Below are 25,081 nucleotides of genomic sequence, written 5' to 3' on the forward strand. Positions count from 1 at the left end.
TGTGGGAGATTCTATGTTGCAGGGGAACCCTGCAACCTTAAATTCGGTTGGTATTCGCTCTGGTTTTTCATGAGGGCGAATGCCACCCGGCAAAGCTTGCGGGCGAGGATGACCAAGGCTTGGGTTCTGGCTAGACCTCTTGCCAGATAGGACTCATAGAACGGTTTCCAGACAGGGGACCGACAAGCTGCCATAGCTGCATTGTGTGCAAGACGCCGTAATTCCCCGTCACCTTTTTTGCTCAAGTGGCGAGGACTGTGTTTCTTACCTGAGTCTTTTGCCTTCAAGTCCATTCCCAGAAAGGCGATGAACGCATCGGCGCTGGCGAACTCACCTCGCATGTATGTAGTTGCCAGGCCCGTTGCCGTGAGTTCACCAACTCCTTCAATCGCTTTGCAGCGTCTGATGTTTTCACTAATTCCGGCTTCTTGGCTGACTTTACGAAGCAACTCCTGAATGGCCTGATCCAGCTGTTTGAAATGCTTCAACCCATCGGCCAAAAGATCTTCAAGAAGAGGTTCGGTTGACCAGCTCAGCTTGATACTGACTCGGACCTTCATCAGCTGTGCACGCTTGTTAAGCAGACTTTTCAACACTGTGTAGTGCCGCGGTGGTGGGTTCCAGACCCGCAGCCGATGCTGTTCACTGGTTAGATAACGCGCCAGAAGACGTGCATCACAAGGGTCGGTTTTTGCACGCTGACCGATGCTTTCGCGGTAATGGCTCACCCGGTAAGGGTCCACGATGTAAACCCGATGCCCCATACCATGGGCCAGTTCGGCCGTGTCCAGGTGGTAGAGATTAGTGGCTTCCAGGGCGATTGAGCTTTGGGCGGGCAGGGTCTTCAGCCAATGACCTACAGATGTGCGGTCGTTGTTGATGGCCTGGATGATTTTCAGATCTTCGCGATAAACGACGATTTCGGCCTTGGCCACATCGACACCAATCACCGTTGGCGAGGTAAGGATTGTCATGACGAATCCTCGGAGCTAGGGTTTAAGAGCTTGTCGGGGTCTACCGTAGCGCTGGCTTGCCTCTATCGTCGGTTTTACCGATGAATTCCTTATCGGCGCTTTAGGTAGAAAGGGCGGGACGAGAAGTCTCCCACGGTCCGTACTGGCTAGAGTCGGAATCGAGCTTTTAGTCCCGCCCACCCCTTCAAGTCTAAACATACAAGCGGGCTTGCTCGCGAAGAGGCCCTGTCAGTCGATGAAGACCTTACTTGGCAGCGACTTTCTCGGACTTGCCGTCATAGCGCTTGCGCCATTCGGTCAGGATCTCGTCGCGGTTCTTCGAGGCCCAGGCGAAGTCGTTCTTGATCAGGCGCTGCTCGTAGTCGGCCGGCAGCTCGGTCTGCGGCTTGGCGATGCCCGGCTGGGCAAGGACAGCGAAGTTTTCCTTGTACAGGTCCATCGCCGGAGCGCTGGCGGAGAAGTCGGCCAGTTTTTTCGCGGCCTCTTCGTGCGGCGTGCCTTTGATCACGGCAGTCGCTTCGATCTCCCAGCCGAGGCCTTCCTTCGGCAGGATGATGTCCAGCGGTGCACCCTGGCGCTTGAGCTGAACGGCCGGGTATTCGAAGGAAATGCCGATCGGGAATTCGCCCGCCGCCGCCAGTTTGCAAGGCTTGGAACCGGAGTGAACGTACTGGCCGATGTTCTGGTGCAGGCCGTCCATGTAGGCCCAGCCCTGCTTCTCGCCGAAGGTTTGCAGCCAGGCGCTGACGTCGAGGAAACCGGTGCCGGACGAGGCCGGGTTCGGCATCACGATCTTGCCCTTGTACTCAGGCTTGGTCAGGTCCTGCCAGCTCACCGGTTTGGTCAGGCCCTGCTTCTCGGCTTCAACGGTGTTGAAGCAAATCGTCGCGGCCCACACGTCCATGCCGACCCAGGCTGGCGGATTGGCGGCGTCGCGGTAGTTCGCGCCGATCTTGCCCAGATCCTTCGGCGCATAGCTTTGCAGCATGCCTTGCTGATCGAGGATCGCCAGGCTGGACGCCGCCAGGCCCCACACCGCGTCAGCCTGCGGGCGATCCTTTTCGGCCAGCAGTTTGGCGGTGATGATCCCGGTGGAATCGCGCACCCACTTGATCTCGACGTCCGGGTTGGCCTTTTCGAAGGCCTCTTTGTAGGACTTCAACTGCTCGGCTTCGAGGGCGGTGTACACCGTCAACTCGGTTTTTGCCGCGAAGGCATTCAGGCTGAAAGTCGCGAGCACAGCAGCGGCCAGGGCCATAGGCTTGAACATGATCGTTTTCCTGTAGGTGAGTTGAGGCGATAGGGACAAGTCGTGGATCAGTGACCGGGCGCCGTTTGCCGCCAGGCCTGGGAACGGCGCAGCAAGCCGCGCGAAGCCCACGCCAGCAGCAAGGACACGCCCGCCGAGGTGAACAGAATCAGGGTCGACATCGCCGCCGCGCCGCCGACGTTGCCGGCGTCATCCATGTTCAGCACCGCCACCGCCGCGAGGAGGGTGTCGGGGCTGTAGAGGAAGATCGCGGCGGACACGGTGGTCATGGCCGAGACGAACAGGTAGCGCACGATGTCCAGCAGTGCCGGCAGACAGATCGGCACGGTGACCCGCAGGTAATGCCGGTACAGCGGCGCCTTGAGCGACAGCGCGGCGGCTTCGAATTCCGCGTCGAGCTGACGCAGCGCGGTGGTGGCGGTCATCTGCGCGGTGGTCAAATAGTGAGCAATAGTGCAGACGATCAGCAGGGTCATGCTCCCGTACAGCACGTGCAACGGGTTGCCGGTCAGGTTGAAGAAGAAGACGTAACCCAGACCGAGCACCAGCCCCGGCACCGCCATCGGTACGAAACTGAGCATGCGCAGTGTCAGATTGAGTCCGCGCTGGCTGCGGGTCTTTTCCATCAGGTAGGCGCCGGTGAAAATCAGCACGCTGCCGATCAGAGCCGTGCCCAGCGCCATCTTCAGGCTGTTGCCGTAGGCCAGCCAGCCACCGCCGGCGGTCTCGTTGAACTGGTAGTGATTGAGCGACAGCGACAGGTTGTACGGCCAGAACTTCACCAGCGACGAGAACACCGCCATGCCGAACACCAGCAGCAACGCAGCGCTGATCAGCAGCACAACGCTGAGATAAAAGGCATCGCGCTTCTTCGACGGTGCCGGTTTGAACACCTGGGCGCGGCCGCTCATGGCGTCGCCGTGACGCCGACGCAGCCAGGCATCGACCCCGAAGCTGAACAGCGCCGGCAGCAGCAGAACCATGCCGATCAACGCGCCGCGACCGAATTGCTGCTGGCCGACCACCGCTTTGTAGGCTTCCAGCGCCAGCACCTGATAGTCGCCACCGACCACCACCGGCACACCGAAATCGGTGATGGTCAGGGTGAACACCAGACAGAACGCGGCAAACACAGCCTGGCGAGTCGCCGGCCAGGTGATGCTGCGGAAGGCTTTCGCCGGGCTCGCGCCCATGCTCGACGCAGCGTCGAACAATCGCGCATCCGCCAGCGACAGGGCTGACAGCAAAATCATCAAGGCGTGTGGGAAGGTGTAGATCACCTCACCCAGAACAATCCCCCAGAAACCGTAGATGTTGTCCGACAGCAGCCCGCGCAACAGGCCCTGATTGCCGAACAGATAAACCAGCGCGATCCCCGGCAACATCGACGGCGCCATCAGCGGCAGCAGGGAGATCCCGCGCCAGATGCCTTTTGCCGGAATCAACGTGCGCTGCAAGGCGTAGGCAAACAGGTAGGCCAGCGGTACGACAATGGCCGCAACGCTGAGGGAAACTTTCAGGCTGTTACCGAGCAGCCAGTGGAAATTGTCACTGGTCACCAGCTCCTTGGCGGCGAGCCAGCCACCGCCCTGCCCGGCTTCGCTGCTGAAGCCGCGCCAGAAGATCGCCAGCAGTGGCAGCAGCACCGCCACACCGAGCAGCACCAGCAGCAGGAGTTTGCCGCCAAGGACGAAGATCCGGTCGCCGACCTCGGCCCCGGACATCTGCCGCGCCTGCTTTTGCGGCAGCGGCAGTGCGAGGTTGCTGTTCATCAGGCAAACACCTGCAGGCTGCGTGGCGGCAAGGCAACCATGATCTGCTGGGCGCCGAGGCGCGGCATGGCTTCCGGTGCCAGTTCGGCGAGCAAGGCGTGACCGGGCAGTTGATCAAGCTCGAAGCTCATGCGGCAGCGGTTGCCGAGGAAGGTGATCTCGCGGACCTTGGCCGGGAACAGGTTTTCTTCGTGCACCAGCGGATTGACGTTGATCGCTTCCGGACGGCAGAACAGCCGGCCCGATGGGCTGTGGACGCTGCCGTCGGCCAGGCGCAGGTTCATCCCGCCGACATTGGCGTGGCTGTCGCTGCTGCGCTGGAACGGCAGCCAGTTACCCTGGCCGACAAACTCGGCCACGAACGGCGTGGCCGGGCGGTTGTAGATTTCCTGCGGGGTGGCGTACTGCTCGACCTTGCCGTTGTTCATCACGGCGATGCGGTCGGCCATCAGCATGGCTTCGTCCTGATTGTGGGTGACCATCAGGGTGGTGATGCCGAGGTTGCGTTGCAGTTGGCGCAGCTCGGTGCACAGATGCTCGCGCACCCGGGCGTCGAGGGCCGACATCGGTTCGTCGAGCAACAACAGCGACGGTGCGGGGGCCAGGGCGCGGGCCAACGCCACCCGTTGCTGCTGGCCGCCGGACAACTGGCCCGGGTACTTTTTCTCACTGCCGCTGAGGCCGACCAGTTCCAGCATCTGACCGACGCGACGGCGCACTTCATCGCGACCGCTGCCGGCGAGGCCGTAGGCAATGTTCGCTTCGACGGTCAGATTGGGGAACAACGCGTAGGACTGGAACAGGATGCCGTAATCCCGAGCCTGGGGCGCGAGGTGGGAAACGTCGCGCTCGCCGAGGTACAACTCGCCGCTGTCCTGTTTCTCCAGACCGGCGATGCAGCGCAACAACGTGGTCTTGCCACAGCCCGACGGGCCGAGCAGGCACACCAGCTCACCGGCCGCGACATCGAGGGAGACGTTATCCAGCGCCGTGAAAGCGCCGAAGCGCTTCTGCACGCCGCGCACTTTCATCGGTGCGCCGGGGTTGGTCAGGGCAGTTGCGATTGCAGGGTTCATGGACAGGCCTCATCAAGCAGATGAGACGAATCCTAGAGTTGTAATGCGTCGGTCATATGGCAACAAGGCAAAATCGACCGATAGTGGTATTCAGGGATTTTGGTTCAGTTCTCAAGTCCTGCGTTACCTGGTCCGACGCCTTCGCGAGCAAGCCCGCTCCCACAGGGGATAGTGTTNCTCGCGAAGAGGCCGGCACAGGCACTGAAACATCTCAGGCCGGGGACATTTCCTGCGCCAGGCCGAGAAACGCGGCCGGCAAGCGAGCGTTCTTGCGTTCCTTGAGGCAGTAAAGGTATTCGGGAATCTGCGGCGCGTTTTCGAGGGTAAGCACCCTTAACTGCGGATCGTGCGGCACTTCCTGGCGGGCGATGATGCTGATGCCGATGTTGCGCAGCACCGCTTCGCGGATCGACTCGCGGCTGCCGATCTCCAGCAACGGGCCGAAACTGACGCCGGCACTGGCCAGCAATTCTTCGGTGAGCCGCCGGGTGGTCGAGCCGGATTCACGCATCAGCAAGGTATGCCCGGCCAGCGCACTCAGCGTCACATGGTCGTGTGCCGCCAGCGGATGATTGCGATGCACCGCCAGCACCAGCGGATCGCTGCCCAACACCCGGCGGATCAGCCGCGCATCGTCGAGCAATTGCGACGACGCCGCGACATCCACCCGGTAATCCTCCAGCGCTTCGAGCACCTGCTGCGAGTTGCCGATTTCCACCGACACCTCCACCTGCGGCAGGCGCTCGCGGAAGGTCTTCACCAGATCGAGGATGTAATACGGCGCGGTGGCGGCAATGCGCAGCGTGCCCTGCACCTGACCACTGTTGCGCAGGAAGAACTCGATATCGGCTTCCTGCTGCAACAAGGCTTTGACCATCGGCAACAGGCGCGCGCCTTCGTCGCTGACGCTCAGACGCCGGCCGCCACGGTAGAACAGCTCAACCGAATACTGGCTTTCCAGATTGCGGATCTGGGTGGTCACGGTCGGTTGACTGAGGCCGAGCTTTTTCGCCGCCAGCGTGATGCTGCCCAGGCGGGCCACCATGTAAAACGCTTTCAGCTCGGCACTCAGCACAACCGCCCCTCTTCCTCTATTTGCGCAACAGGCGCAAACCGTTGAACACCACCAGCAGGCTCACGCCCATGTCGGCAAACACCGCCATCCACATGGTGGCGAATCCGGCGAAGGTTACCCCAAGAAAGATCGCTTTGATCACCAGCGCCAGCGCGATGTTCTGTTTGAGGATAGCGGCGGTATGGCGCGACAGGCTGATGAACGCCGGAATCTTGCGCAGATCATCGTCCATCAGGGCGACATCGGCGGTTTCGATCGCCGTGTCGGTGCCTGCCGCCGCCATCGCAAAACCGATCTCCGCCCGCGCCAGTGCAGGCGCGTCGTTGATACCGTCGCCGACCATGCCGACCCGATGGCCCTGCGCGTACAGGTCTTCGATGGCTTGCAGTTTATCGGTGGGCAGCAAGTCGCCCTTGGCTTGACCGATCCCGACCTGCGCCGCAATCGCCTGGGCGGTGTGGACGTTGTCGCCGGTGAGCATCAGGGTTTTCACGCCCAGTTCGTGCAGTTGGCGGATCGCCTCGCGGCTGGTTTCCTTGACCGTATCCGCCACGGCGAACAGCGCCAGCGGGCCGGAGCGGTCGAGCAGCAGCACCACGGACTTGCCCTGTTTCTCCAGCGCGAACAGTTTTTCTTCCAGTTGCGGCGAGCACAGGCTTAGCTCTTCGACCAGACGGTGGTTGCCCAAATGGTAGACCTGACCGTTGACCTCGCCTTTTACCCCACGGCCGGCCAGCGCTTCGAAGTTATCCACAGCCAGAACCGCCAAACCTTTATCCACAGCCGCATTGGCGATGGCCAGCGATACCGGGTGATCGGAGCGACCGGCCAGCGCGGCGGCGATCGCCGGGGCCGTGGCGTCGGCAGTCGGGTCGAGGGACAGGTAATCGGTCTGCACCGGTTTGCCGTGGGTGAGGGTGCCGGTCTTGTCGAGGGCCAGATAGTCAAGCTTGAAACCGCCCTCCAGGTACACGCCGCCCTTGACCAGAATGCCTTTGCGCGCCGCTGCGGCGAGGCCACTGACGATGGTCACCGGGGTGGAAATCACCAGCGCACACGGGCAAGCGACCACCAGCAGCACCAGCGCGCGGTAGATCCAGTCGAACCACGCGGCGCCCATGAACAGCGGCGGGGTGATCGCCACGGCCAGGGCCAGGACGAAGACCACCGGTGTGTAGATTTTCGAGAATTGATCGACGAAGCGCTGGGTCGGCGCCCGCGCGCCTTGCGCCTGTTCCACGGCGTGGATGATCCGCGCCAGAGTGGAATTGTTGGCTGCGGCTGTCACTGCGTATTCCAGCGAACCGGCCTGGTTGATGGTGCCCGCAAAGACTTTGTCGCCGACGTTTTTCTCCACCGGCAGGCTTTCTCCAGTAATGGGCGCCTGATCGATGGTCGAACTGCCACTCACGACTTCACCGTCCAGCGCGATGCGCTCGCCGGGTTTCACCCGCACGCGGGCGCCGAGATCGATGCTTTTGACATCCAGTTCGACCCAGTTGCCGTCCGCCTGCAACACAGTGGCTTGCTCCGGCGTCATCTGCATCAGGCCGCTGATGGCGTTGCGCGCACGATCCAGCGAGCGCGCTTCGATCAGCTCGGCCACGGTGAACAGAAACATCACCATCGCCGCTTCCGGCCATTGGCCGATCAACACGGCGCCGGTCACGGCGATGCTCATCAGTGCATTGATGTTGAGGTTGCGGTTCTTCAGGGCGATCCAGCCCTTCTTGTAGGTGGTCAGGCCGCCGCTGAGGATCGAGATCAGCGCGATGATCGCCACCACCCAGCTCGGGGCGGCGTTGGTGAAGTGGATCACTTCGGCAGCCAGCGCACCGACGCCGGACAGCGCCAGTGGCCACCAGTGTTTTTTCACCGGCGCCGGCGTTGGCGCTTCGACGCCCGCCTCCAGTGGCTCGGCCTGCATGCCCAGGGATTTGATCGCGTCGATGATCGGCGCGGTGTCCGGCAGATTGTGGGTCACGCCAAGCACGCGGTTGATCAGGTTGAATTCCAGCTGCTGGATCCCGGCCAGTTTGCCGAGCTTGTTCTGGATCAGGGTCTGTTCGGTCGGGCAGTCCATCGCCTCGATGCGGAAGCTGCTCAGCCGGGCGTCGGCGCTTTTTGCCTCGCTCAGTTGAACAAGCGAAGGTGCGGCGACTTTCGACGAACAGCACGAGTCTTCACTCGAATGAGCCGGCGCAGGCGTAACGGTTTTCGACCCGCAGCAGGAATCGCCGCCGTGGGCATGTTTATGCACAGGCTGCAGTTTGTGACTGTGATCGTGCCCGTCGCCGGGCTTGTGGGTGTGCAGGGAATCGCTCATTGGTCGCGTCCATGAAGGTGCCTGTTGCCAAGTAAAGACCCTGTAGCCACTATAGGGTCAAGCACCCTTTTGGAGATTGCCGCCATGAAGATCGGAGAACTGGCGAAACAGACCGATTGCGCCGTGGAAACCATCCGCTACTACGAGCGTGAAAACCTGCTGCCGGAACCGGCCCGCAGCGACGGCAACTACCGCGTCTACACCCAGGCCCACGCCGAGCGCCTGACCTTCATCCGCAACTGCCGCACCCTCGACATGACCCTCGAAGAAATCCGCAGCCTGCTCGCCTTGCGCGACAGTCCGCAGGATCAGTGCGAAAGCGTGAATGCGCTGATCGACGAGCACATCCAGCACGTCAAGGCGCGGATCGATGGGTTACTGGCATTGCAGACGCAATTGCTCGACCTGCGCCAGCGCTGTGGCGAAGGGCCGGAGGCGGATCAGTGCGGTATCCTGCAGCGGCTGGAGGTGAGTGGCGGGGTTGTGGCGGCGGAGGTTGAGCATTCGCATGTGGGTCGCAGTCACGGCCATTAAGACTCACGCATAACCAAATGTGGGAACAAGCCCGCTCCCACAAGGGTTTTGCGTGAAGACTGTCAGACCGCCATCGGCGCAGTCATCGGCGCATGGTGCTCGTAGCCTTCCAGCGAGAAGTCGCTCGGCTCTACCAGCTCCAGCCACTCCGGCTGGTACACACCGGTCTTGGCAAACTCCGGCACGCGATCCGAAATCTTCAGTTTCGGCATGGCGAACGGCTCGCGCTTGAGCTGTTCGTTGAGCATGTCCAGGTGGTTTTCGTAGACGTGGGCGTCACCAATGAAATAGGTGAACCAGCGCGGGGTGTAGCCGGTCAGGCGACCGATCAGGCTCAGCAGCGCGGCACCTTCGGTGAGGTTGAACGGTGTGCCCAGGCCCAAATCGTTGGAGCGAATGTAGAGGGTCAGCGAGATCTCTTTGGTCTCGACATTCGGGTGGAACTGGTACAGCAGATGACATGGTGGCAAGGCCATTTCATCGAGCTGGGCGCAGTTCCAGCCGTGGAACAGGATACGGCGGCTGCCCGGGTCCTTGATGATCGTGTCGACGCACTGGCGCACCTGATCGATGGCCTTGTAAAGCACCACGTAGGCCTGGCCGTCTTCTTCACCCTGGGCAATCTGCTTGTAGCCGTTGCTCAGGGTCTGTTCGATGGCGGCGGCGTTGCTCAGCGGTATCTGCTTGTACGCCGGCCATTTGCGCCATTGCACGCCGTAGATTTCGCCGAGGTCGTCTTCGCCCTGACGGAACGGGTTGGCCAGCCACTGAGCGTTTTCGTTGGCGTTCTGATCCCAGACCTTGCAGCCCAGCGCACGGAATTCCGCAGCGTTGTTCACACCACGCAGAAAGCCGCACATCTCGCCGATGGCCGATTTGAAGGCCATCTTGCGGGTGGTGATCGCCGGGAAACCTTCCTGCAGATCGAAGCGCAGCATGGCGCCCGGAAAGCTGATGGTGTTCACGCCGGTACGGTTGGCCTGTTTGGTGCCGTTGTTGATGACGTGCGACACCAGATCGAGATATTGCTTCATGAGTTACCTGTGTCCTTGAGCCCCGGCAAACGTCGCCGGGGTTCGAATATTTAAGCTGTCGGTGCAACCGGCGCCGCCGGGGCGCGGTGGTAGGCCAGCCAGATCAGGAACAGCCCGCCGATGATCATCGGTACGCAGAGTACCTGACCCATGGTCAGCCAGTTCCAGGCCAGATAGCCCAGTTGCGCGTCCGGCACGCGGACGAATTCGACGATGAAACGGAAGATGCCATAGAACAGTGCGAACATGCCCGAGACCGCCATGGTTGGTCGCGGTTTACGCGAGAACAGCCAGAGGATCAGGAACAGCGCCACGCCTTCCAGTGCGAACTGATACAGCTGCGACGGGTGACGCGGCAGTTGCGCCGGGTCGCTGAACGGCGGGAACACCATGGCCCACGGCACGTCGGTGGCCTTGCCCCACAGCTCGGCGTTGATGAAGTTGCCGATACGCCCGGCGCCCAGACCGATCGGCACCATCGGCGCGACGAAGTCCATCAGCTGGAAGAACGACTTGCCGTTACGCTTGCCGAACCACAACGCGGCCAGCATCACGCCGATGAAACCGCCGTGGAACGACATGCCGCCCTTCCACACTTCGAAAATCAGCGTCGGGTTGGCCAGGTAAGCGCTCAGGTCATAGAACAGCACATAACCCAGGCGCCCGCCGACAATCACCCCCATCGACAGCCAGAACACCAGGTCGGACAGCTTTTCCTTGGTCCAGGTCGGGTCGAAACGGTTGAGCCGGCGCGATGCCAGCAGCCACGCGCCGCCGATGCCGACCAGGTACATCAGGCCGTACCAGTGGATTTTCAGCGGACCGATGGCCAAAGCCACCGGATCGATCTGCGGGTAAGGCAGCATTGCGACTCCTCGTTAGCATTCAAATCTTCAAAAATTCCCGGGCGACGCTGTCACCTCAGGATTAAGCCAGGATTGCGACCTGCCAAAACACACGGCTCAGAACAGAAAGCTCAGGCCCACGCAAAACAGCAAAGCCGCGAACAGCCGTTTCAGCAACTTCGGCGACAACCTGTGCGCCAGCCGCGCGCCGAGACGGGCGAACACCATGCTGGTCAGGGCAATGCCCAAAAGCGCCGGCAAATACACAAAACCGAGACTATGGGCCGGCAGCAACGGATCATGCCAGCCCAGAATCATGAAACTTATGGCACTGGCGACGGCGATCGGCAGGCCACAGGCCGACGAGGTCGCCACCGCCTGCTGCATCGGCACGCTGCGCCATGTCAGGAATGGCACGGTCAGCGAGCCGCCGCCAATCCCGAAAATCGCCGACGCCCAGCCGATCACACTGCCGGCCACGGTCAGACCGAGTTTGCCCGGCACCGTTCGGCTGGCCTTGGGTTTGACGTCCAGCGCCAGCTGCGCGGCGATTATCAGGGCGAACACACCGATGATCTTTTGCAGGTTCGGGCCGGAGATCGCTTCGGCGGTCAATGCACCGAAACCGGCGCCGAGCAGAATGCCCACGGTCATCCAGCGGAAGATCGGCCAGCGCACCGCACCGCGCCGGTGATGCTCACGCACGGCGTTGACCGAGGTGAAGATGATCGTCGCCAGGGACGTGCCGACCGCCAGATGGGTCAGGATCGACGGATCGAAGCCCTGCAAGGTGAAACTGAACACCAGCACCGGGACGATGATGATCCCGCCGCCCACCCCGAACAGCCCGGCCAGTACGCCCGCACAGGCGCCCAGCGCCAGATAGAGCAGAAATTCCATGGCTGCCTCCCAAGGCGCGTCCCCAAAACCGGAGCGGCATGGTAACGGATGGATACCCTTCGGCTCCACTGGCGATGGATGCACGGACGATGTCTGCGTAGAGTGGGCAAAAAACACACAAGGACCACCTTATGTGCCTGATCGTTTTCGCCTGGCGGCCGGGGCATGCCCAGCCGCTGATCGTCGCGGCCAACCGTGACGAGTTCTACGCCCGGCCCAGCCTGCCGCTGGCCCAGTGGCCCGAGTCGCCGCAGGTTCACGCCGGTCGCGATCTCGAGGCTGGGGGAACCTGGCTCGGCCTGGGCGCCAACGGTCGCTTCGCAGCGCTGACCAACATTCGCGATCCGCATCAGCCGCCGGCGCGACGTTCTCGGGGCGAGCTGGTGGCGGGGTTTCTGACCGGAAACCTGTCGATCGATGACTATTTGTCCGACGTTGTCGCCCGTTCGCCGGACTATGCCGGCTTCAACCTGCTGCTGGGCAATGCCAACGAGCTGTGGCACTTCAATGCGCGGTCTTCGGAACCGGTGATGTTGCAGCCCGGCGTCTATGGTCTGTCCAACGCCGGGCTGGATACGCCGTGGCCGAAACTGCTCAAGGCGAAGGCGGCATTGAGTGCGGTGCTGGATGATCCGCAGCCCGAGCGGTTGTTGGCTTTATTGAGTGATGCGCAAACGGCACCGTTTGCTGATCTACCGGATACCGGTGTGGGATTGGCGACCGAGTCGTTGTTGTCGAGTGTGTTTATTGCCAGCCAGAGCTACGGGACACGCGCAAGTACGGCGTTGATCGTGCAGGCGGACGGGACGCGGCGGATGGTGGAGCGCAGTTTCGGGCCGTATGGCGGGCGCCTGGGGGAAGTGGAGATTCTGATTTAGTGGCGCCCGAACTGACGCCATCGCGAGCAGACTCGCTCCCACACTGGAATGCATTTCCTTGTAGGAGCGAGCCTGCTCGCGATAGGCGCGACTCGGTCTAGAGAGGTTTGACCGCCGCCGGATTGACCATCTTCGCCAACCCGAGGTTCTTCAGCGCCAGTTGCAGCGAGCTGTGGATCACCTGCGGGTTGTCGATGGTCATCAGTTCCGCCAGCAGATCCTTGGCCTTGCTCAGGTTGATCTGGCGCAGCATCCACTTCACCTTCGGCAGGTTGGTGGCGTTCATCGACAGGCTGTCGAAACCCATCGCCATCAACAGCACCGCCGCCGCCGGATCACCGGCCATCTCGCCGCAGATGCTCACCGGTTTGCCTTCGGCATGGGCGTCGCGCACCACGGTTTGCAGGGCTTGCAGCACCGCCGGGTGCAGGTAGTCGTAGAGATCGGCCACCCGCGGGTTGTTGCGGTCCACCGCCAGCAGGTATTGGGTCAGGTCGTTGGAGCCGACCGACAGGAAGTCCACCATCCGCGCCAGCTCTTTGGTCTGGTAAACCGCCGCAGGAATTTCGATCATCACGCCCACCGGCGGCATCGGCACGTCGGTGCCTTCGTCGCGCACTTCACCCCACGCCCGGTGGATCAGGTGCAGCGCCTCTTCGAGCTCGTGGATGCCGGAGATCATCGGCAGCAGGATCCGCAGGTTGTTCAGGCCTTCGCTGGCCTTGAGCATCGCGCGGGTCTGCACCAGGAAGATTTCCGGGTGGTCGAGGGTGACGCGGATCCCGCGCCAGCCGAGGAACGGGTTGTCTTCCTTGATCGGGAAGTACGACAGCGACTTGTCGCCGCCGATGTCCAGGCTGCGCATGGTCACCGGTTGCGGATGGAACGCGGCAAGCTGCTCGCGGTAGATCGCCAGTTGTTCCTTCTCGCTCGGGAAGCGCTGGTTGATCATGAACGGCACTTCGGTGCGGTACAGACCAACGCCTTCGGCGCCACGCTTCTGCGCCCGCGCCACGTCCGCCAGCAGGCCGGTGTTGACCCACAGCGGCATGCGGTGACCGTCGAGGGTCACGCACGGCAGGTCGCGCAGGGTATCGAGCCCCAGCGCCAGTTGCTTCTCTTCCTCCACCACCTCGGTGAACTGCTTGCGCAGCACTTCGCTGGGGTTGGTGTAGACCTCGCCCCGTGTGCCGTCGACGATCATTTCGATGCCGTCGACCTTGGCGTACGGCAGATCGACCAGACCCATTACTGTCGGGATGCCCATGGCCCGGGCAAGGATCGCGACGTGGGAGTTGCCCGAACCGAGTACCGACACCAGACCGACCAGTGTGCCTTCCGGCACCTCGCCGAGCATCGCCGGCGTCAGTTCTTCGCTGACCAGAATGGTTTTTTCCGGGTAGACCAGATTCTGCTGACGCTCCTCCTGCAAATAGGCGAGCAGCCGGCGGCCGAGGTCCTTGACGTCCGACGCCCGCTCCCGCAGGTACTCGTCGTCCATCAGATCGAAACGGTTGACGTGGTCGGTCACGACCTGGCGCAGCGCGCCTTGGGCCCATTGACCGGTCTTGATCACGTTGGTGATTTCGCTGCCCAGCGAGGCATCGTCGAGCATCATCAGGTAGACGTCGAACAGCGCGCGCTCTTCCGGCCGCAGCTGGGTCGCCAGTTTGGCCGACAACGCACGCATGTCGGCGCGCACGCCTTCGATGGCGGTCTTGAACAGCGCCAGTTCCGCGTCGATGTCGGTGATGGTCTTGTCCGGCACCACGTCCAGATCCGCCGGTGGCAGCATGACCACCGCGGTACCGACCGCCGCACCCGGCGAACCCGGCACGCCGACGAACTTGGCTTCCTGGATGCCCTTGCCCTGACGGCCCAGACCACGGATCGAGCCGGTGGCCTCGGCGTGGGCGATTACGCCCGCGAGCTGCGCGCTCATGGTCACGAGGAAGGCTTCTTCACCCTCATCGAACTGGCGGCGTTCTTTCTGCTGGATGACCAACACGCCGACGACGCGGCGGTGGTGAATGATCGGCGCCCCGAGGAACGAGGCGTAGCGCTCCTCGCCGGTCTCGGCGAAGTAGCGGTAGCGCGGGTGATCCGCGGCGTTTTCGAGGTTCAGGGGTTCTTCACGCGTGCCGACCAGGCCGACCAGACCTTCGTTGGGTGCCATGCTGACCTTGCCGATCGAGCGCTTGTTCAAGCCCTCGGTGGCCATCAGCACGAAGCGGTTGGTCTCTGGATCAAGCAGGTAGACCGAGCAGACCTGGCTGCCCATGGCCTCTTTGACGCGCAACACAATAATCCCCAACGCCGCCTTGAGATCCTTGGCGGAGTTAACTTCCTGGACGATCTTGCGCAGCGTATTGAGCATGGCTCGGGGTCGAACTCCGTCGTCAGTCGCGCGCTAAAAGGCGCGGGGCAAGCTCTTTGAGAGCGCGGCGATACACTTCGCGCTTGAATGTCACCACCTGGCCCAACGGATACCAATAACTGACCCAGCGCCAGCCATCGAACTCCGGTTTACCGGTCAAATCCATCCGCACCCGCTGCTCGTTGGAGATCAGGCGCAGGAGAAACCATTTCTGTTTCTGGCCGATGCACAGCGGTTGGCTGTGGGTTCGCACCAGACGTTGCGGCAAACGATAGCGCAACCAGCCCCGGGTACAGGCGAGAATTTCAACATCTTCGCGTTCCAGGCCAACTTCTTCGTTCAGCTCGCGGTACAAGGCGTCTTCGGGCGTCTCCTCGGGGTTGATTCCCCCTTGCGGAAACTGCCAGGCATCCTGATTGATACGGCGAGCCCATAGCACCTGGCCGGCGTCATTCGTCAGAATGATCCCGACATTAGGGCGGAAACCATCGGGGTCGATCACGGCAACAACCTCGCAAACGCATGTCGCCGCATTGTTCCACAAAGGTTGTGAAGGCGGCAACGAAGGTTCCGAGCTTATGTGCACTCTTGTGAAAAGACCGTATTCTTGTGGCCTTTTTACTGACTTTTCAGCGGGTAACTGCAATGCGCCTGGCTTTATTCGATTTGGACAACACCCTTCTGGGCGGCGACAGCGATCACGCCTGGGGCGATTATCTGTGCGAACGCGGCTTCCTCGACCCGATCGCCTACAAAGCGCGCAACGATGAGTTCTATCAGGATTACCTGGCCGGCAAACTGGATAACGCCGCTTACCTGAACTTCTGCCTGGAAATCCTCGGCCGCACCGAGATGGCCGTGCTTGAGCAGTGGCACAGCGATTACATGCGCGACTGCATCGAGCCGATCGTCCTGCCCAAGGCGCTCGATCTGCTGAAAAAGCACCGCGATGCCGGCGACAAACTGGTGATCATCACCGCCACCAACCGCTTCGTCACCGCGCCGATCGCCGTGCGCCTGGGCGTCGAAACCCTGATCGCCACCGAGTGCGAGATGCAGGACGGTCGCTACACCGGACGCAGCACCGACGTGCCGTGCTTCCGCGAAGGCAAGGTGACGCGCCTGAACCGCTGGCTGGAAGAAACCGGATATTCGCTGGAAGGCAGCTACTTCTACAGCGACTCGATGAACGACTTGCCGCTGCTGGAGCAGGTGACGAATCCGGTGGCAGTCGACCCGGATCCGAACCTGCTGGCCGAAGCCGAGAGACGTGGCTGGCCCGTCATCAGTCTGCGCGGCTGATATCGCATCGCAGGCAAGTCGAATCGTCGCACCGCAGCTCCCACAAGGGATTTGTGAACGCATCAGATCAATGTGGGAGCGAGCCTGCTCGCGAACGGGTCGACACGGTGCCAAGCCTCAAACCGGCTTGGCCCCCATCAACGCCGCAATGGCCAGAAATCCGACGCCGCTGACAACCGCCAGCGCCAGATTGAATTTCCGGTTGCCGACCCCGCTTGTCCACAGCCGATTAAGCCGAACAAGCAGCCAGACCGCACTAAAAGTGGCCACGGCATAGATCACGCTGGACCCCAGAATCCAGAACTGCCCCAGTGGCCAGCCAACCAGGTGCACCAGCCACCAGCCGGTGAAAGGCATGCTGAGCACGCCGATCAGCATCAAGCACCAGACGAACAGCCAGGGTCGCTGCATCGTGCTGGCCGGCCCTTCGCTGCGATTACGCCAGGAAGCAGCGGCGAGCCCCAGCCCGCTCGCCAGGATTACCACGGTCGCCGCGACGTGAAGGACTTTCAGGGTGGTCAGGGTTTCCATGTATTTCTCTTTCCTTGGGCCATACCCATCAGCGTAGCCGTTCAGCCAAGAAACAGCTGATAGGCCGGATTGTCGCTTTCGTCCCAGTACGGGTAGCCGATTTCCTCAAGGGCTGCGGGCACCAGATGACGTTCGTCGTGGGGCACTTGCAGGCCCGCCACTACTCGTCCGTCTGCTGCGCCGTGGTTGCGGTAGTGGAACATCGAGATGTTCCAGCGACCACCTAGCTTGTTGAGGAAGTTGAACAGCGCGCCCGGACGCTCCGGGAACTCGAAGCGCAGCACCACTTCATCGACCACGTGCGCCGCGCGACCGCCGACCATGTGGCGGATGTGCAGTTTGGCCAGTTCGTTGTCGGTCAGGTCGAGCACCGGGAAACCCTGCTCGGTCAGGCTCGCCAGCAGTGCACTGCGCGGGTCGTTGTCCGGGTGGGTCTGCACGCCAACGAAGATGTGCGCTTCGCTGCCATTGTTATAGCGGTAGTTGAATTCGGTGATCTGGCGCTTGCCGATGGCCTCGCAGAAGGCCTTGAAGCTGCCGGCCTTCTCCGGGATGGTCACGGCGATGATCGCTTCGCGGCCTTCACCCAGTTCGGCGCGCTCGGCGACGTGGCGCAAGCGGTCGAAGTTGACGTTGGCCCCGGAGTCGATGGCGACGAAGGTCTGGCCGCTGACGCCGCGCTGCTCGACATACTTCTTGATCCCGGCCACGCCCAGGGCGCCGGCCGGTTCGGTGATCGAACGGGTGTCGTCGTAGATGTCCTTGATCGCCGCGCAAATCTCGTCGGTGCTGACGGTGATCACCTCGTCGACGTAATCCTTGCAGATATCGAAGGTGTGCTGGCCGATCTGCGCCACCGCCACGCCGTCGGCGAAGATGCCTACAGTCGGCAGCACCACGCGTTCGCCTGCCGCCATCGCCGCTTGCAGGCAGTTGGAGTCGTCGGGCTCGACGCCGATGACCTTGATGTCCGGACGCAGGTATTTCACGTAGGCCGCGATGCCGGCGATCAGACCGCCGCCGCCCACCGGAACGAAGATCGCGTCCAGCGGCTGCGGGTGCTGGCGCAGAATTTCCATCGCCACGGTGCCCTGCCCGGCAATGGTGTGCGGATCGTCGTACGGGTGGATGTAGACGTAGCCTTTTTCGTCGACCAGCTTCAGCGAGTAGGCCAGCGCTTCCGGGAAGGAATCGCCGTGCAGCACCACTTTGCCACCGCGCGAGCGCACGCCTTCGACCTTGATCTCCGGGGTGGTCTTGGGCATCACGATGGTCGCTTTCACGCCCAACACTTTCGCCGCCAGGGCCAGGCCCTGCGCATGGTTGCCCGCCGACGCGGTGACCACGCCGCGAGCGCGCTCTTCGTCGCTCAACTGGGTCAGCTTGTTGTAGGCACCGCGAATCTTGAACGAGAACACCGGCTGCAAGTCTTCGCGCTTGAGCCAGATGTCGTTGCCCAGCCGCTCGGAGAGCTGGCGGGCGTTCTGCAACGGGGTTTCTACGGCAACGTCATAAACGCGCGAGGTGAGGATCTTCTTGACGTACTGTTCGAGCATCGGAAAGCATCACTGAGCGGGTTGGGCAGGGCCAACGAGTCTAACCCGGCTTTCGGGCGCACGACCACACGAATCCCGAGGTTTTAGCCCGGCTTGAGGCTATAATGCCGGCCTTTCCGTTCTTACCTTGCCCGCTTCCGGAGCCCGCATGACCCAGGATCAACTCAAACAGGCCGTGGCCCAGGCCGCCGTCGACTTCATCCTTCCGAAACTCGACGACAAGAGCATCGTCGGTGTCGGCACCGGCTCCACCGCCAACTGCTTCATCGACGCCCTGGCCCAGCACAAGGGCGCGTTCGATGGCGCGGTCGCGAGCTCCGAAGCCACCGCCGCGCGCCTCAAGGGCCACGGGATTCCGGTGTACGAGCTGAACACCGTGAGCAACCTGGAGTTCTACGTCGACGGCGCCGATGAAAGCGACGAACACCTGAACCTGATCAAGGGCGGCGGCGCAGCCCTGACCCGCGAGAAGATCGTCGCGGCCGTGGCCCAGACCTTCATCTGCATCGCCGACGCCAGCAAACTGGTGCCGGTGCTGGGTGCGTTCCCGCTGCCGGTGGAAGTGATCCCGATGGCCCGCAGCCACGTGGCCCGCCAGCTGGTGAAGCTGGGCGGCGACCCGGTCTACCGCGAAGGCGTGCTGACCGACAACGGCAACATCATCCTCGACGTGCACAACCTGCAGATCACCAATCCGGTGGAGCTGGAAGCGCAGATCAATGCGATCGTCGGCGTGGTCACCAACGGCCTGTTCGCGGCGCGTCCGGCGGACCTGCTGTTGCTGGGTACTTCCGAAGGTGTGAAAACACTGAAGGCTGAGTAAGCCGAAACTGCCCGTATTTTGGTGGGCAGATGAAAAAACTGTGGGAGCCAGTTTGCTAGCTCCCACATTGTTAGATGGTGCTGGTTAGTTCTGCGCAGGCTTCCTGAAGACATAAAACAGGTTCGGTTCGCTCACCAGATACAACGTCCCGTCGTCGTCCATCGCGATACCTTCCGCCTGCGGCACGGTTTTCTTCAGGCCCTGCCGGCCACCGCTCAACGACATGGTGCTCAACGGGCGCCCGTCCACATCCAGTTCAAGAATCAGCCGTGACTCGTCGGACAGCGCCAGTAAATGACCGCTGCGCTCGTCGTATTGCAGGCTCGACAGATCGCGCACGAACATCCCGGCATCGCGCTTGGGATTGTTGATCACGTGTACCGCGTAGGACTTTTCCGGATTGAAGTGCGGAAAACCGTGCACTTCATAGATCAGCATCGGGTCCCGCTCCTTGGCCACGAACAGGCGCTTGCCCACCGAGTCGTACGCCAGGCCTTCAAACCCCTTGTTGCCGCTCATGTGCACACCGAGGGTCATTTGCTCGGCGTCCGCCGCATCAAGGAACGTGGTGTCGTGCTCCAGATGGATCTTGATCAGGCGCTGCTGGCGCTCGTCGGTGATCACATAGGTGTCGGCGCTGATGAACTCCACCGCCTCCGGATCGCCGAAGCCGATCAAGGCAACACGGCGCAGGATCGTGCCGTCCAGCGACAGCTCGATCAGTTCGGCATTCTTGTTGGTCACGGTGAACAGGCTCTTGCGCACCGGATCGTAGGTCAGCGCGGACACGTCGTCGTTCAGCCCATCGATGACTTTCGCTTCAATCTCTGCCCGATATTGATCCAGCCCGATGGACTGGCTGCTCATCGGCTGCCAGAGCGTATGCAGGTTGAACCAGGCACGCTCGAACAGGCGCATGTATTGGCCGATCGCAATCAATGCGATCAGGGCAATCATCGACAGGATGATGAACAGAGGCTTGGGACGGGCAAGTCGACGCATTCGGGCAGGCTCGGAGTCAAAACAGGCGGATGAAATATCACGCCTGTCTGAACTGAAGCTTAATGGCCACTTGCCTCTGGCCACAACTGCACAGGTCTGCAATCCCTGTAGAAGTAATTACTTCTGTTTTTCGAAGCGGTAGAACAGGTTCGGCTCGCTGACCATGTACAGCGAGCCCGCCTCGTCCATGGTCACGCCCTCGGCGCGGGGAATGGTTTTCTTCAAACCGTTGAAACCGCCGAGCAGGGTCATGAAGCTGACTTGTTCGCCCTTCTCGTCCAACTCCAGCAACAGGTGCGAATCAGCGGACAGAACGAGGGTATGACCGGTGCGAGGATCGATCGCCAGGGCCGACAGGTTACGAATATCGAGTTCGTCGCTGTCGAGTTTCTGCTTGTCGCCCTTGAGCGTCTGGCTGCCGTCACTTTTCCAGGTGAACAGCGCAGGCGGACGCTCTTCGCCCAGCAGCAGTTGCTGGTTGCGGGCGTCCCAGGTGATGGCTTCGAAGGCCTTGTTCTGGTCCTTCGACGGGCCCAGGTCGTATTTCGGGAAATCGTCACGCTTCAGTTCGCGAGTCTGGGCATCGACCTTGACGATGGAGAGCAGGTGCTCGCGCTCATCGACAATCGCCATCAAGCCGTTTTCCATCACCGTCAGGCCTTCCGGATTGCTCCAGCCCACCAGGGGCATCTTGCGCAACACGTCGCCCTGCAGGGTCAGCTCGACCAGAAACGGATTCTTGCCCATCACCGAAAACAGGGTTTTGGTCTGGGGGTTATAGGACAGGTCCGAAGCTTCGTCCTTTTCCATCCCCGGCAGCAGCTTGGCGTCGATGACCACCCGGTAGTCCGGGAGCCAGACGCTTTCCTGTTTCTCGGACGTGCTTTCGAAGCGTTCCAGCACCCACAACAGGCCACGGTCATCCCAATGCATGGCAAACGCCAGCCCGTACGCAGCGGCGGCTGCCAGCAATAGCCAGGAATACCAGCGCAGGGCGAAGCGTGAACGGCGGGCGGGTTTGAGCTGAGTTTGAGATGACATCAAAGGACGCGTTCCGAAAATTCAGGCTACGGGTAATAGCACAAAGAGGCCGGCTCAGACGCCAGAATGACCGGAATTATCCGGACAGAATGTGAAAAAAACGGCAAATGGCCGGAATGCCCTGCGTCTTTGCAGGCCGCATCACAAAACGAAAACGGGAGATTGCAGACTGAGGGCTGAGCTCAAACCTGCCATCTCCCGCTCGGCAACGCGATGTACGGATCAGCGAACGCTGCTGGTAAAACGACTGGCGCCCGGCAGTTCCAGCACGATCTCATCGCCAACGTTCAGCGGGCCGACGCCCACTGGCGTGCCGGTCAGGATCACGTCACCGGCCTGCAGCGAGAAGCAGCCGGCCATGTGCTGGATCATCGGCACGATCGGGTTGAGCATGGCGCTGCTGTTACCGTCCTGGCGCACTTCGCCATTGATGGTCAGGCGAATGCCGATGTCGGTCAGGTCGGCGAAAGTGCTGCCGACCACGAACGGTGCAATCACCGCCGCGCCGTCGAACGACTTGGCGATTTCCCACGGCAGGCCCTTGGATTTGAGCTCGGCCTGCTTGTCGCGCAGGGTCAGGTCCAGCGCCGGGGCGAAACCGGAGATCGCGTCCAGCACTTCTTCACGGCTCGGTTTGGTCGACAGCGGTTTGCCGATCAACACGGCGATTTCCGCCTCGTAATGCACCGAGCCACGCTCGGTCGGAATGCTGAAACCGCCTTCCAGCGGCACCACGCAACTGCCCGGCTTGATGAACAGCAACGGCTCGGTAGGCACCGGGTTGTCCAGTTCCTTGGCGTGTTCGGCGTAGTTACGGCCGATGCACACCACTTTCCCCAGCGGAAAATGAATCCGCGTACCGTCGACATACTGGTGCTGATAGCTCATTACCGACTCCTGCCTTCATTGATTCATCAGGGATTGCCAATCAAACCGCGAAAATCTTGCCCGGGTTCATGATGCCGTTAGGGTCGAACACCGCCTTGACCGCTTTCATGTATTCGATTTCCACCGGCGAGCGGCTGTAGGTCAAGTAATCGCGCTTGGTCATGCCCACCCCGTGTTCGGCAGAAATCGAACCGTTGTACTTCTCGACGGTTTCGAACACCCACTTGTTGACGGTGGCGCACTTGGCGAAAAACTCGTCCTTGCTCAGGTTGTCCGGTTTGAGGATGTTCAGGTGCAGGTTGCCGTCGCCGATGTGACCGAACCAGACGATTTCGAAATCCGGATAGTGTTCGCCGACGATCGCGTCGATTTCCTGCAGGAACGCCGGGACTTTCGAGACGGTGACCGAGATGTCGTTCTTGTACGGGGTCCAGTGGGAGATGGTTTCGGAGATGTACTCGCGCAGCTTCCACAGGTTCTGCAACTGGGTTTCGCTTTGGCTCATCACGCCGTCCAGCACCCAGCCCTGCTCCACGCAATGCTCGAATGTTTCCAGGGCGGTGTTGGCCACTTCTTCGGTGGTCGCCTCGAATTCCAGCAACGCATAGAACGGGCAAGCGGTTTCGAACGGCGCCGGGACATCGCCACGGCCCATGACCTTGGCCAGGGCCTTGTCAGAGAAGAATTCGAACGCGGTCAGGTCGAGCCGGCCCTGGAAGGCGTGCAGCACCGGCATAATCGAATCGAAATCGGTGGTGCCGAGGACCATCGCGGTCAGGTTTTTCGGCGAACGATCCAGGCGCATGGTGGCCTCGACCACAAAACCGAGAGTACCTTCGGCGCCGATGAACAGCTGCCGCAGGTCATAACCGGTGGCGTTCTTGATCAGATCCTTGTTCAGCTCCAGCACATCGCCCTTGCCGGTCACGACTTTCATGCCCGCCACCCAGTTGCGGGTCATGCCGTAGCGAATGACCTTGATCCCGCCGGCATTGGTGCCGATATTGCCGCCAATCTGGCTGGAACCGGCCGACGCGAAGTCCACCGGGTAGTACAAATCATGTTCTTCCGCGACGTTCTGCAATTGCTCGGTGACCACGCCCGGCTGACAGACGGCGGTGCGGTCGGTCAGGTTGATGTCGAGAATCTGATTCATGTAGTCGAACGACACGACCACTTCGCCATTGGCCGCCACGGCTGCGGCGGAGAGCCCCGTGCGCCCGCCCGACGGCACCAGCGCCACTTTGTGTTCGTTGGCCCAGCGGACGACGGCCTGCACCTGCTCGATGGTCTTGGGAAACACGATGGCGCTGGGCGCCGGGGCGAAGTGTTTGGTCCAGTCCTTGCCGTAAGCGTTCAAGGAGTCGGCATCGGTCAGGACTTTGCCAGGCTCGACCAGGGTCTTCAGTTCATCAATCAGGGCAGGATTGGTCATCGACGGAACTCTCGAACAATTCATGGTCATCCTGAGAACGCTTCACGTCGCAGGAATGAGTGTTTAGCGGGGTGGCTATGCTAGCATACCGACCCCGCAGGCCAGTGCCCAAGGCCGGTTCTGCGGTGACGGCTTTCTTGTCGTCCAGGTCAATGTCTGTTGACCATTTCCTGCCATTTTTCTCCGGGATACAGGTTTACGCAGATGAGCAAGACTTCTCTCGATAAGAGCAAGATCAAGTTCCTTCTTCTCGAAGGCGTCCACCAATCGGCTGTCGACGTCCTCAAGGCGGCGGGCTACACCAGCATCGAATACCTGACAGGCTCCCTGCCGGAAGCCCAGCTCAAGGAAAAGATCGCTGACGCTCACTTCATCGGCATTCGTTCGCGCACCCAACTGACCGAAGAGATCTTCGATCACGCGAAGAAACTGGTCGCGGTCGGCTGTTTCTGCATCGGCACCAACCAGGTTGACCTGGAAGCGGCCCGCGAGCGCGGCATCGCCGTGTTCAACGCGCCGTACTCCAACACCCGCTCCGTTGCCGAGCTGGTGCTGGCCGAAGCGATCCTGCTGCTGCGCGGCATCCCTGAGAAAAACGCGTCCTGCCACCGTGGCGGCTGGATCAAGTCCGCAGCCAACTCCTTCGAGATCCGTGGCAAGAAACTGGGCATCGTCGGCTACGGCTCGATCGGTACTCAGCTGTCGGTCCTGGCTGAAGGTCTGGGCATGCAGGTGTTCTTCTACGACACCGTGACCAAGCTGCCACTGGGCAACGCGACCCAGGTCGGCAACCTGCACGAGCTGCTGGGCATGTCCGACATCGTCACCCTGCACGTTCCGGAAACCGCTGCGACCCAGTGGATGATCGGCGAGAAGGAAATCCGCGCCATCAAGAAGGGCGGCATCCTGATCAACGCTGCACGCGGCACCGTGGTCGAGCTGGATCACCTGGCCGCTGCGATCAAGGACAAGCACCTGATCGGCGCCGCCATCGACGTGTTCCCGGTCGAGCCGCGTTCCAACGACGAAGAGTTCGAAAGCCCGCTGCGTGGCCTGGACAACGTGATCCTGACCCCGCACATCGGCGGTTCCACCGCTGAAGCACAGGCCAACATCGGTCTGGAAGTGGCAGAAAAACTGGTCAAGTACAGCGACAACGGTACTTCGGTATCGTCCGTGAACTTCCCGGAAGTGGCCCTGCCGGCTCACCCTGGCAAGCACCGCCTGCTGCACATCCACGAGAACATCCCGGGTGTGATGAGCGAGATCAACAAGGTCTTCGCCGAAAACGGCATCAACATCTCCGGTCAGTTCCTGCAGACCAACGAGAAGGTCGGCTACGTGGTGATCGACGTCGACGCCGAGTACTCGGACCTGGCGCAAGAGAAGCTGCAGCACATCAACGGCACCATCCGTAGCCGTGTGTTGTTCTGATCAAGCGT

Annotated in this window: 22 protein-coding genes; 5 read left to right on the plus strand and 17 right to left on the minus strand. The window is 61.5% G+C overall.

Translation table 11 applies throughout. The annotated features are described in order from the left end of the window. Positions 1 to 11 precede the first annotated feature (11 nt). From ACTJK9_RS28465 to ACTJK9_RS28490, 6 genes are all read right to left on the minus strand, one after another. Positions 12 to 974 (minus strand): IS110 family transposase, encoded by a 963-nt coding sequence (locus tag ACTJK9_RS28465; protein WP_221397423.1) that lies wholly within the window; start codon positions 972 to 974, stop codon positions 12 to 14. 244 nt (positions 975 to 1,218) lie between these two features. Next, the gene (locus ACTJK9_RS28470; protein WP_064600170.1) at positions 1,219 to 2,244 is read right to left on the minus strand and encodes a putative 2-aminoethylphosphonate ABC transporter substrate-binding protein; all 1,026 of its coding nucleotides are present in this window, start codon (positions 2,242 to 2,244) and stop codon (positions 1,219 to 1,221) included. 47 nt (positions 2,245 to 2,291) lie between these two features. After that, entirely contained in the window at positions 2,292 to 4,016 is a 1,725-nt protein-coding gene (locus ACTJK9_RS28475) for a putative 2-aminoethylphosphonate ABC transporter permease subunit (protein WP_440817663.1), read from the minus strand. Then, positions 4,016 to 5,092 (minus strand): putative 2-aminoethylphosphonate ABC transporter ATP-binding protein, encoded by a 1,077-nt coding sequence (locus ACTJK9_RS28480; RefSeq protein WP_440817666.1) that lies wholly within the window; start codon positions 5,090 to 5,092, stop codon positions 4,016 to 4,018. Before ACTJK9_RS28480 ends, ACTJK9_RS28475 begins: the two co-directional genes overlap by 1 nt. A gap of 211 nt (positions 5,093 to 5,303) precedes the next feature. Continuing rightward, positions 5,304 to 6,167 (minus strand): LysR family transcriptional regulator, encoded by an 864-nt coding sequence (locus tag ACTJK9_RS28485; protein WP_007953452.1) that lies wholly within the window; start codon positions 6,165 to 6,167, stop codon positions 5,304 to 5,306. Positions 6,168 to 6,183: 16 nt separating this feature from the next. Beyond that, positions 6,184 to 8,493, minus strand: a complete 2,310-nt coding sequence (locus ACTJK9_RS28490) for a heavy metal translocating P-type ATPase (protein WP_440817668.1) — start codon at positions 8,491 to 8,493, stop codon at positions 6,184 to 6,186. Between the two features lie 84 nt (positions 8,494 to 8,577). Between ACTJK9_RS28490 and cadR the strand changes: the two genes are divergently transcribed. Next, positions 8,578 to 9,027 (plus strand): Cd(II)/Pb(II)-responsive transcriptional regulator, encoded by a 450-nt coding sequence (gene cadR / locus ACTJK9_RS28495; protein WP_007953454.1) that lies wholly within the window; start codon positions 8,578 to 8,580, stop codon positions 9,025 to 9,027. A 62-nt stretch (positions 9,028 to 9,089) separates the two neighbouring features. Here cadR and ACTJK9_RS28500 read toward each other — a convergent pair whose 3' ends face one another. From ACTJK9_RS28500 to ACTJK9_RS28510, 3 genes are all read right to left on the minus strand, one after another. Beyond that, positions 9,090 to 10,061, minus strand: a complete 972-nt coding sequence (locus ACTJK9_RS28500; RefSeq protein WP_064600185.1) for a thymidylate synthase — start codon at positions 10,059 to 10,061, stop codon at positions 9,090 to 9,092. Between the two features lie 50 nt (positions 10,062 to 10,111). After that, the gene (gene lgt / locus ACTJK9_RS28505; protein WP_039767887.1) at positions 10,112 to 10,927 is read right to left on the minus strand and encodes a prolipoprotein diacylglyceryl transferase; all 816 of its coding nucleotides are present in this window, start codon (positions 10,925 to 10,927) and stop codon (positions 10,112 to 10,114) included. Between the two features lie 96 nt (positions 10,928 to 11,023). Then, positions 11,024 to 11,806, minus strand: a complete 783-nt coding sequence (locus ACTJK9_RS28510) for a sulfite exporter TauE/SafE family protein (protein ID WP_085612006.1) — start codon at positions 11,804 to 11,806, stop codon at positions 11,024 to 11,026. 131 nt (positions 11,807 to 11,937) lie between these two features. Here ACTJK9_RS28510 and ACTJK9_RS28515 point away from each other — a divergent pair, with 131 nt between their 5' ends. Continuing rightward, the gene (locus ACTJK9_RS28515; protein WP_085612007.1) at positions 11,938 to 12,684 is read left to right on the plus strand and encodes an NRDE family protein; all 747 of its coding nucleotides are present in this window, start codon (positions 11,938 to 11,940) and stop codon (positions 12,682 to 12,684) included. Between the two features lie 97 nt (positions 12,685 to 12,781). On the opposite strand, the gene ptsP is transcribed toward ACTJK9_RS28515, so the two are convergent. Both ptsP and ACTJK9_RS28525 read right to left on the minus strand, forming a co-directional pair. Continuing rightward, positions 12,782 to 15,061 carry a phosphoenolpyruvate--protein phosphotransferase gene (gene ptsP, locus ACTJK9_RS28520; protein WP_064600191.1) on the minus strand — a complete coding sequence of 760 codons (2,280 nt, stop codon included), beginning with the start codon at positions 15,059 to 15,061 and terminating at the stop codon, positions 12,782 to 12,784. 22 nt (positions 15,062 to 15,083) lie between these two features. Beyond that, positions 15,084 to 15,563, minus strand: coding sequence for an RNA pyrophosphohydrolase (locus tag ACTJK9_RS28525; protein WP_003229203.1), 480 nt, complete (start codon positions 15,561 to 15,563; stop codon positions 15,084 to 15,086). 143 nt (positions 15,564 to 15,706) lie between these two features. Here ACTJK9_RS28525 and ACTJK9_RS28530 point away from each other — a divergent pair, with 143 nt between their 5' ends. Continuing rightward, complete coding sequence (locus ACTJK9_RS28530; RefSeq protein WP_440817675.1) at positions 15,707 to 16,363, plus strand: HAD family hydrolase; 657 nt, start codon at positions 15,707 to 15,709, stop codon at positions 16,361 to 16,363. A gap of 117 nt (positions 16,364 to 16,480) precedes the next feature. Here ACTJK9_RS28530 and ACTJK9_RS28535 read toward each other — a convergent pair whose 3' ends face one another. Both ACTJK9_RS28535 and ilvA read right to left on the minus strand, forming a co-directional pair. Further along, a complete protein-coding gene (locus ACTJK9_RS28535) occupies positions 16,481 to 16,894 on the minus strand; it encodes a DUF2269 family protein (RefSeq protein WP_085612009.1) in 414 nt (137 codons plus the stop codon). A gap of 41 nt (positions 16,895 to 16,935) precedes the next feature. Next, positions 16,936 to 18,450 carry a threonine ammonia-lyase, biosynthetic gene (gene ilvA, locus ACTJK9_RS28540; RefSeq protein ID WP_011336426.1) on the minus strand — a complete coding sequence of 505 codons (1,515 nt, stop codon included), beginning with the start codon at positions 18,448 to 18,450 and terminating at the stop codon, positions 16,936 to 16,938. 148 nt (positions 18,451 to 18,598) lie between these two features. Here ilvA and rpiA point away from each other — a divergent pair, with 148 nt between their 5' ends. Continuing rightward, entirely contained in the window at positions 18,599 to 19,273 is a 675-nt protein-coding gene (gene rpiA, locus ACTJK9_RS28545; RefSeq protein ID WP_007953476.1) for a ribose-5-phosphate isomerase RpiA, read from the plus strand. Positions 19,274 to 19,357: 84 nt separating this feature from the next. Here rpiA and ACTJK9_RS28550 read toward each other — a convergent pair whose 3' ends face one another. From ACTJK9_RS28550 to ACTJK9_RS28565, 4 genes are all read right to left on the minus strand, one after another. Next, on the minus strand, positions 19,358 to 20,275 hold the full coding sequence (locus tag ACTJK9_RS28550) for an SdiA-regulated domain-containing protein (protein ID WP_085612010.1): 918 nt from the start codon (positions 20,273 to 20,275) through the stop codon (positions 19,358 to 19,360). A gap of 117 nt (positions 20,276 to 20,392) precedes the next feature. After that, positions 20,393 to 21,316, minus strand: coding sequence for an SdiA-regulated domain-containing protein (locus tag ACTJK9_RS28555; protein WP_011336428.1), 924 nt, complete (start codon positions 21,314 to 21,316; stop codon positions 20,393 to 20,395). Positions 21,317 to 21,538: 222 nt separating this feature from the next. Continuing rightward, entirely contained in the window at positions 21,539 to 22,204 is a 666-nt protein-coding gene (locus ACTJK9_RS28560; RefSeq protein ID WP_007953483.1) for a fumarylacetoacetate hydrolase family protein, read from the minus strand. Between the two features lie 40 nt (positions 22,205 to 22,244). Further along, entirely contained in the window at positions 22,245 to 23,639 is a 1,395-nt protein-coding gene (locus ACTJK9_RS28565) for an FAD-binding oxidoreductase (RefSeq protein ID WP_440817680.1), read from the minus strand. 204 nt (positions 23,640 to 23,843) lie between these two features. On the opposite strand from ACTJK9_RS28565, the gene serA reads away from it, so the two are divergent. Next, entirely contained in the window at positions 23,844 to 25,073 is a 1,230-nt protein-coding gene (gene serA / locus ACTJK9_RS28570) for a phosphoglycerate dehydrogenase (RefSeq protein WP_085612011.1), read from the plus strand. Positions 25,074 to 25,081 lie beyond the last annotated feature (8 nt).

Origin of the sequence: Pseudomonas sp. 22082, assembly GCF_052046055.1 — a bacterium.
GTDB lineage: Bacteria > Pseudomonadota > Gammaproteobacteria > Pseudomonadales > Pseudomonadaceae > Aquipseudomonas > Aquipseudomonas pharyngis.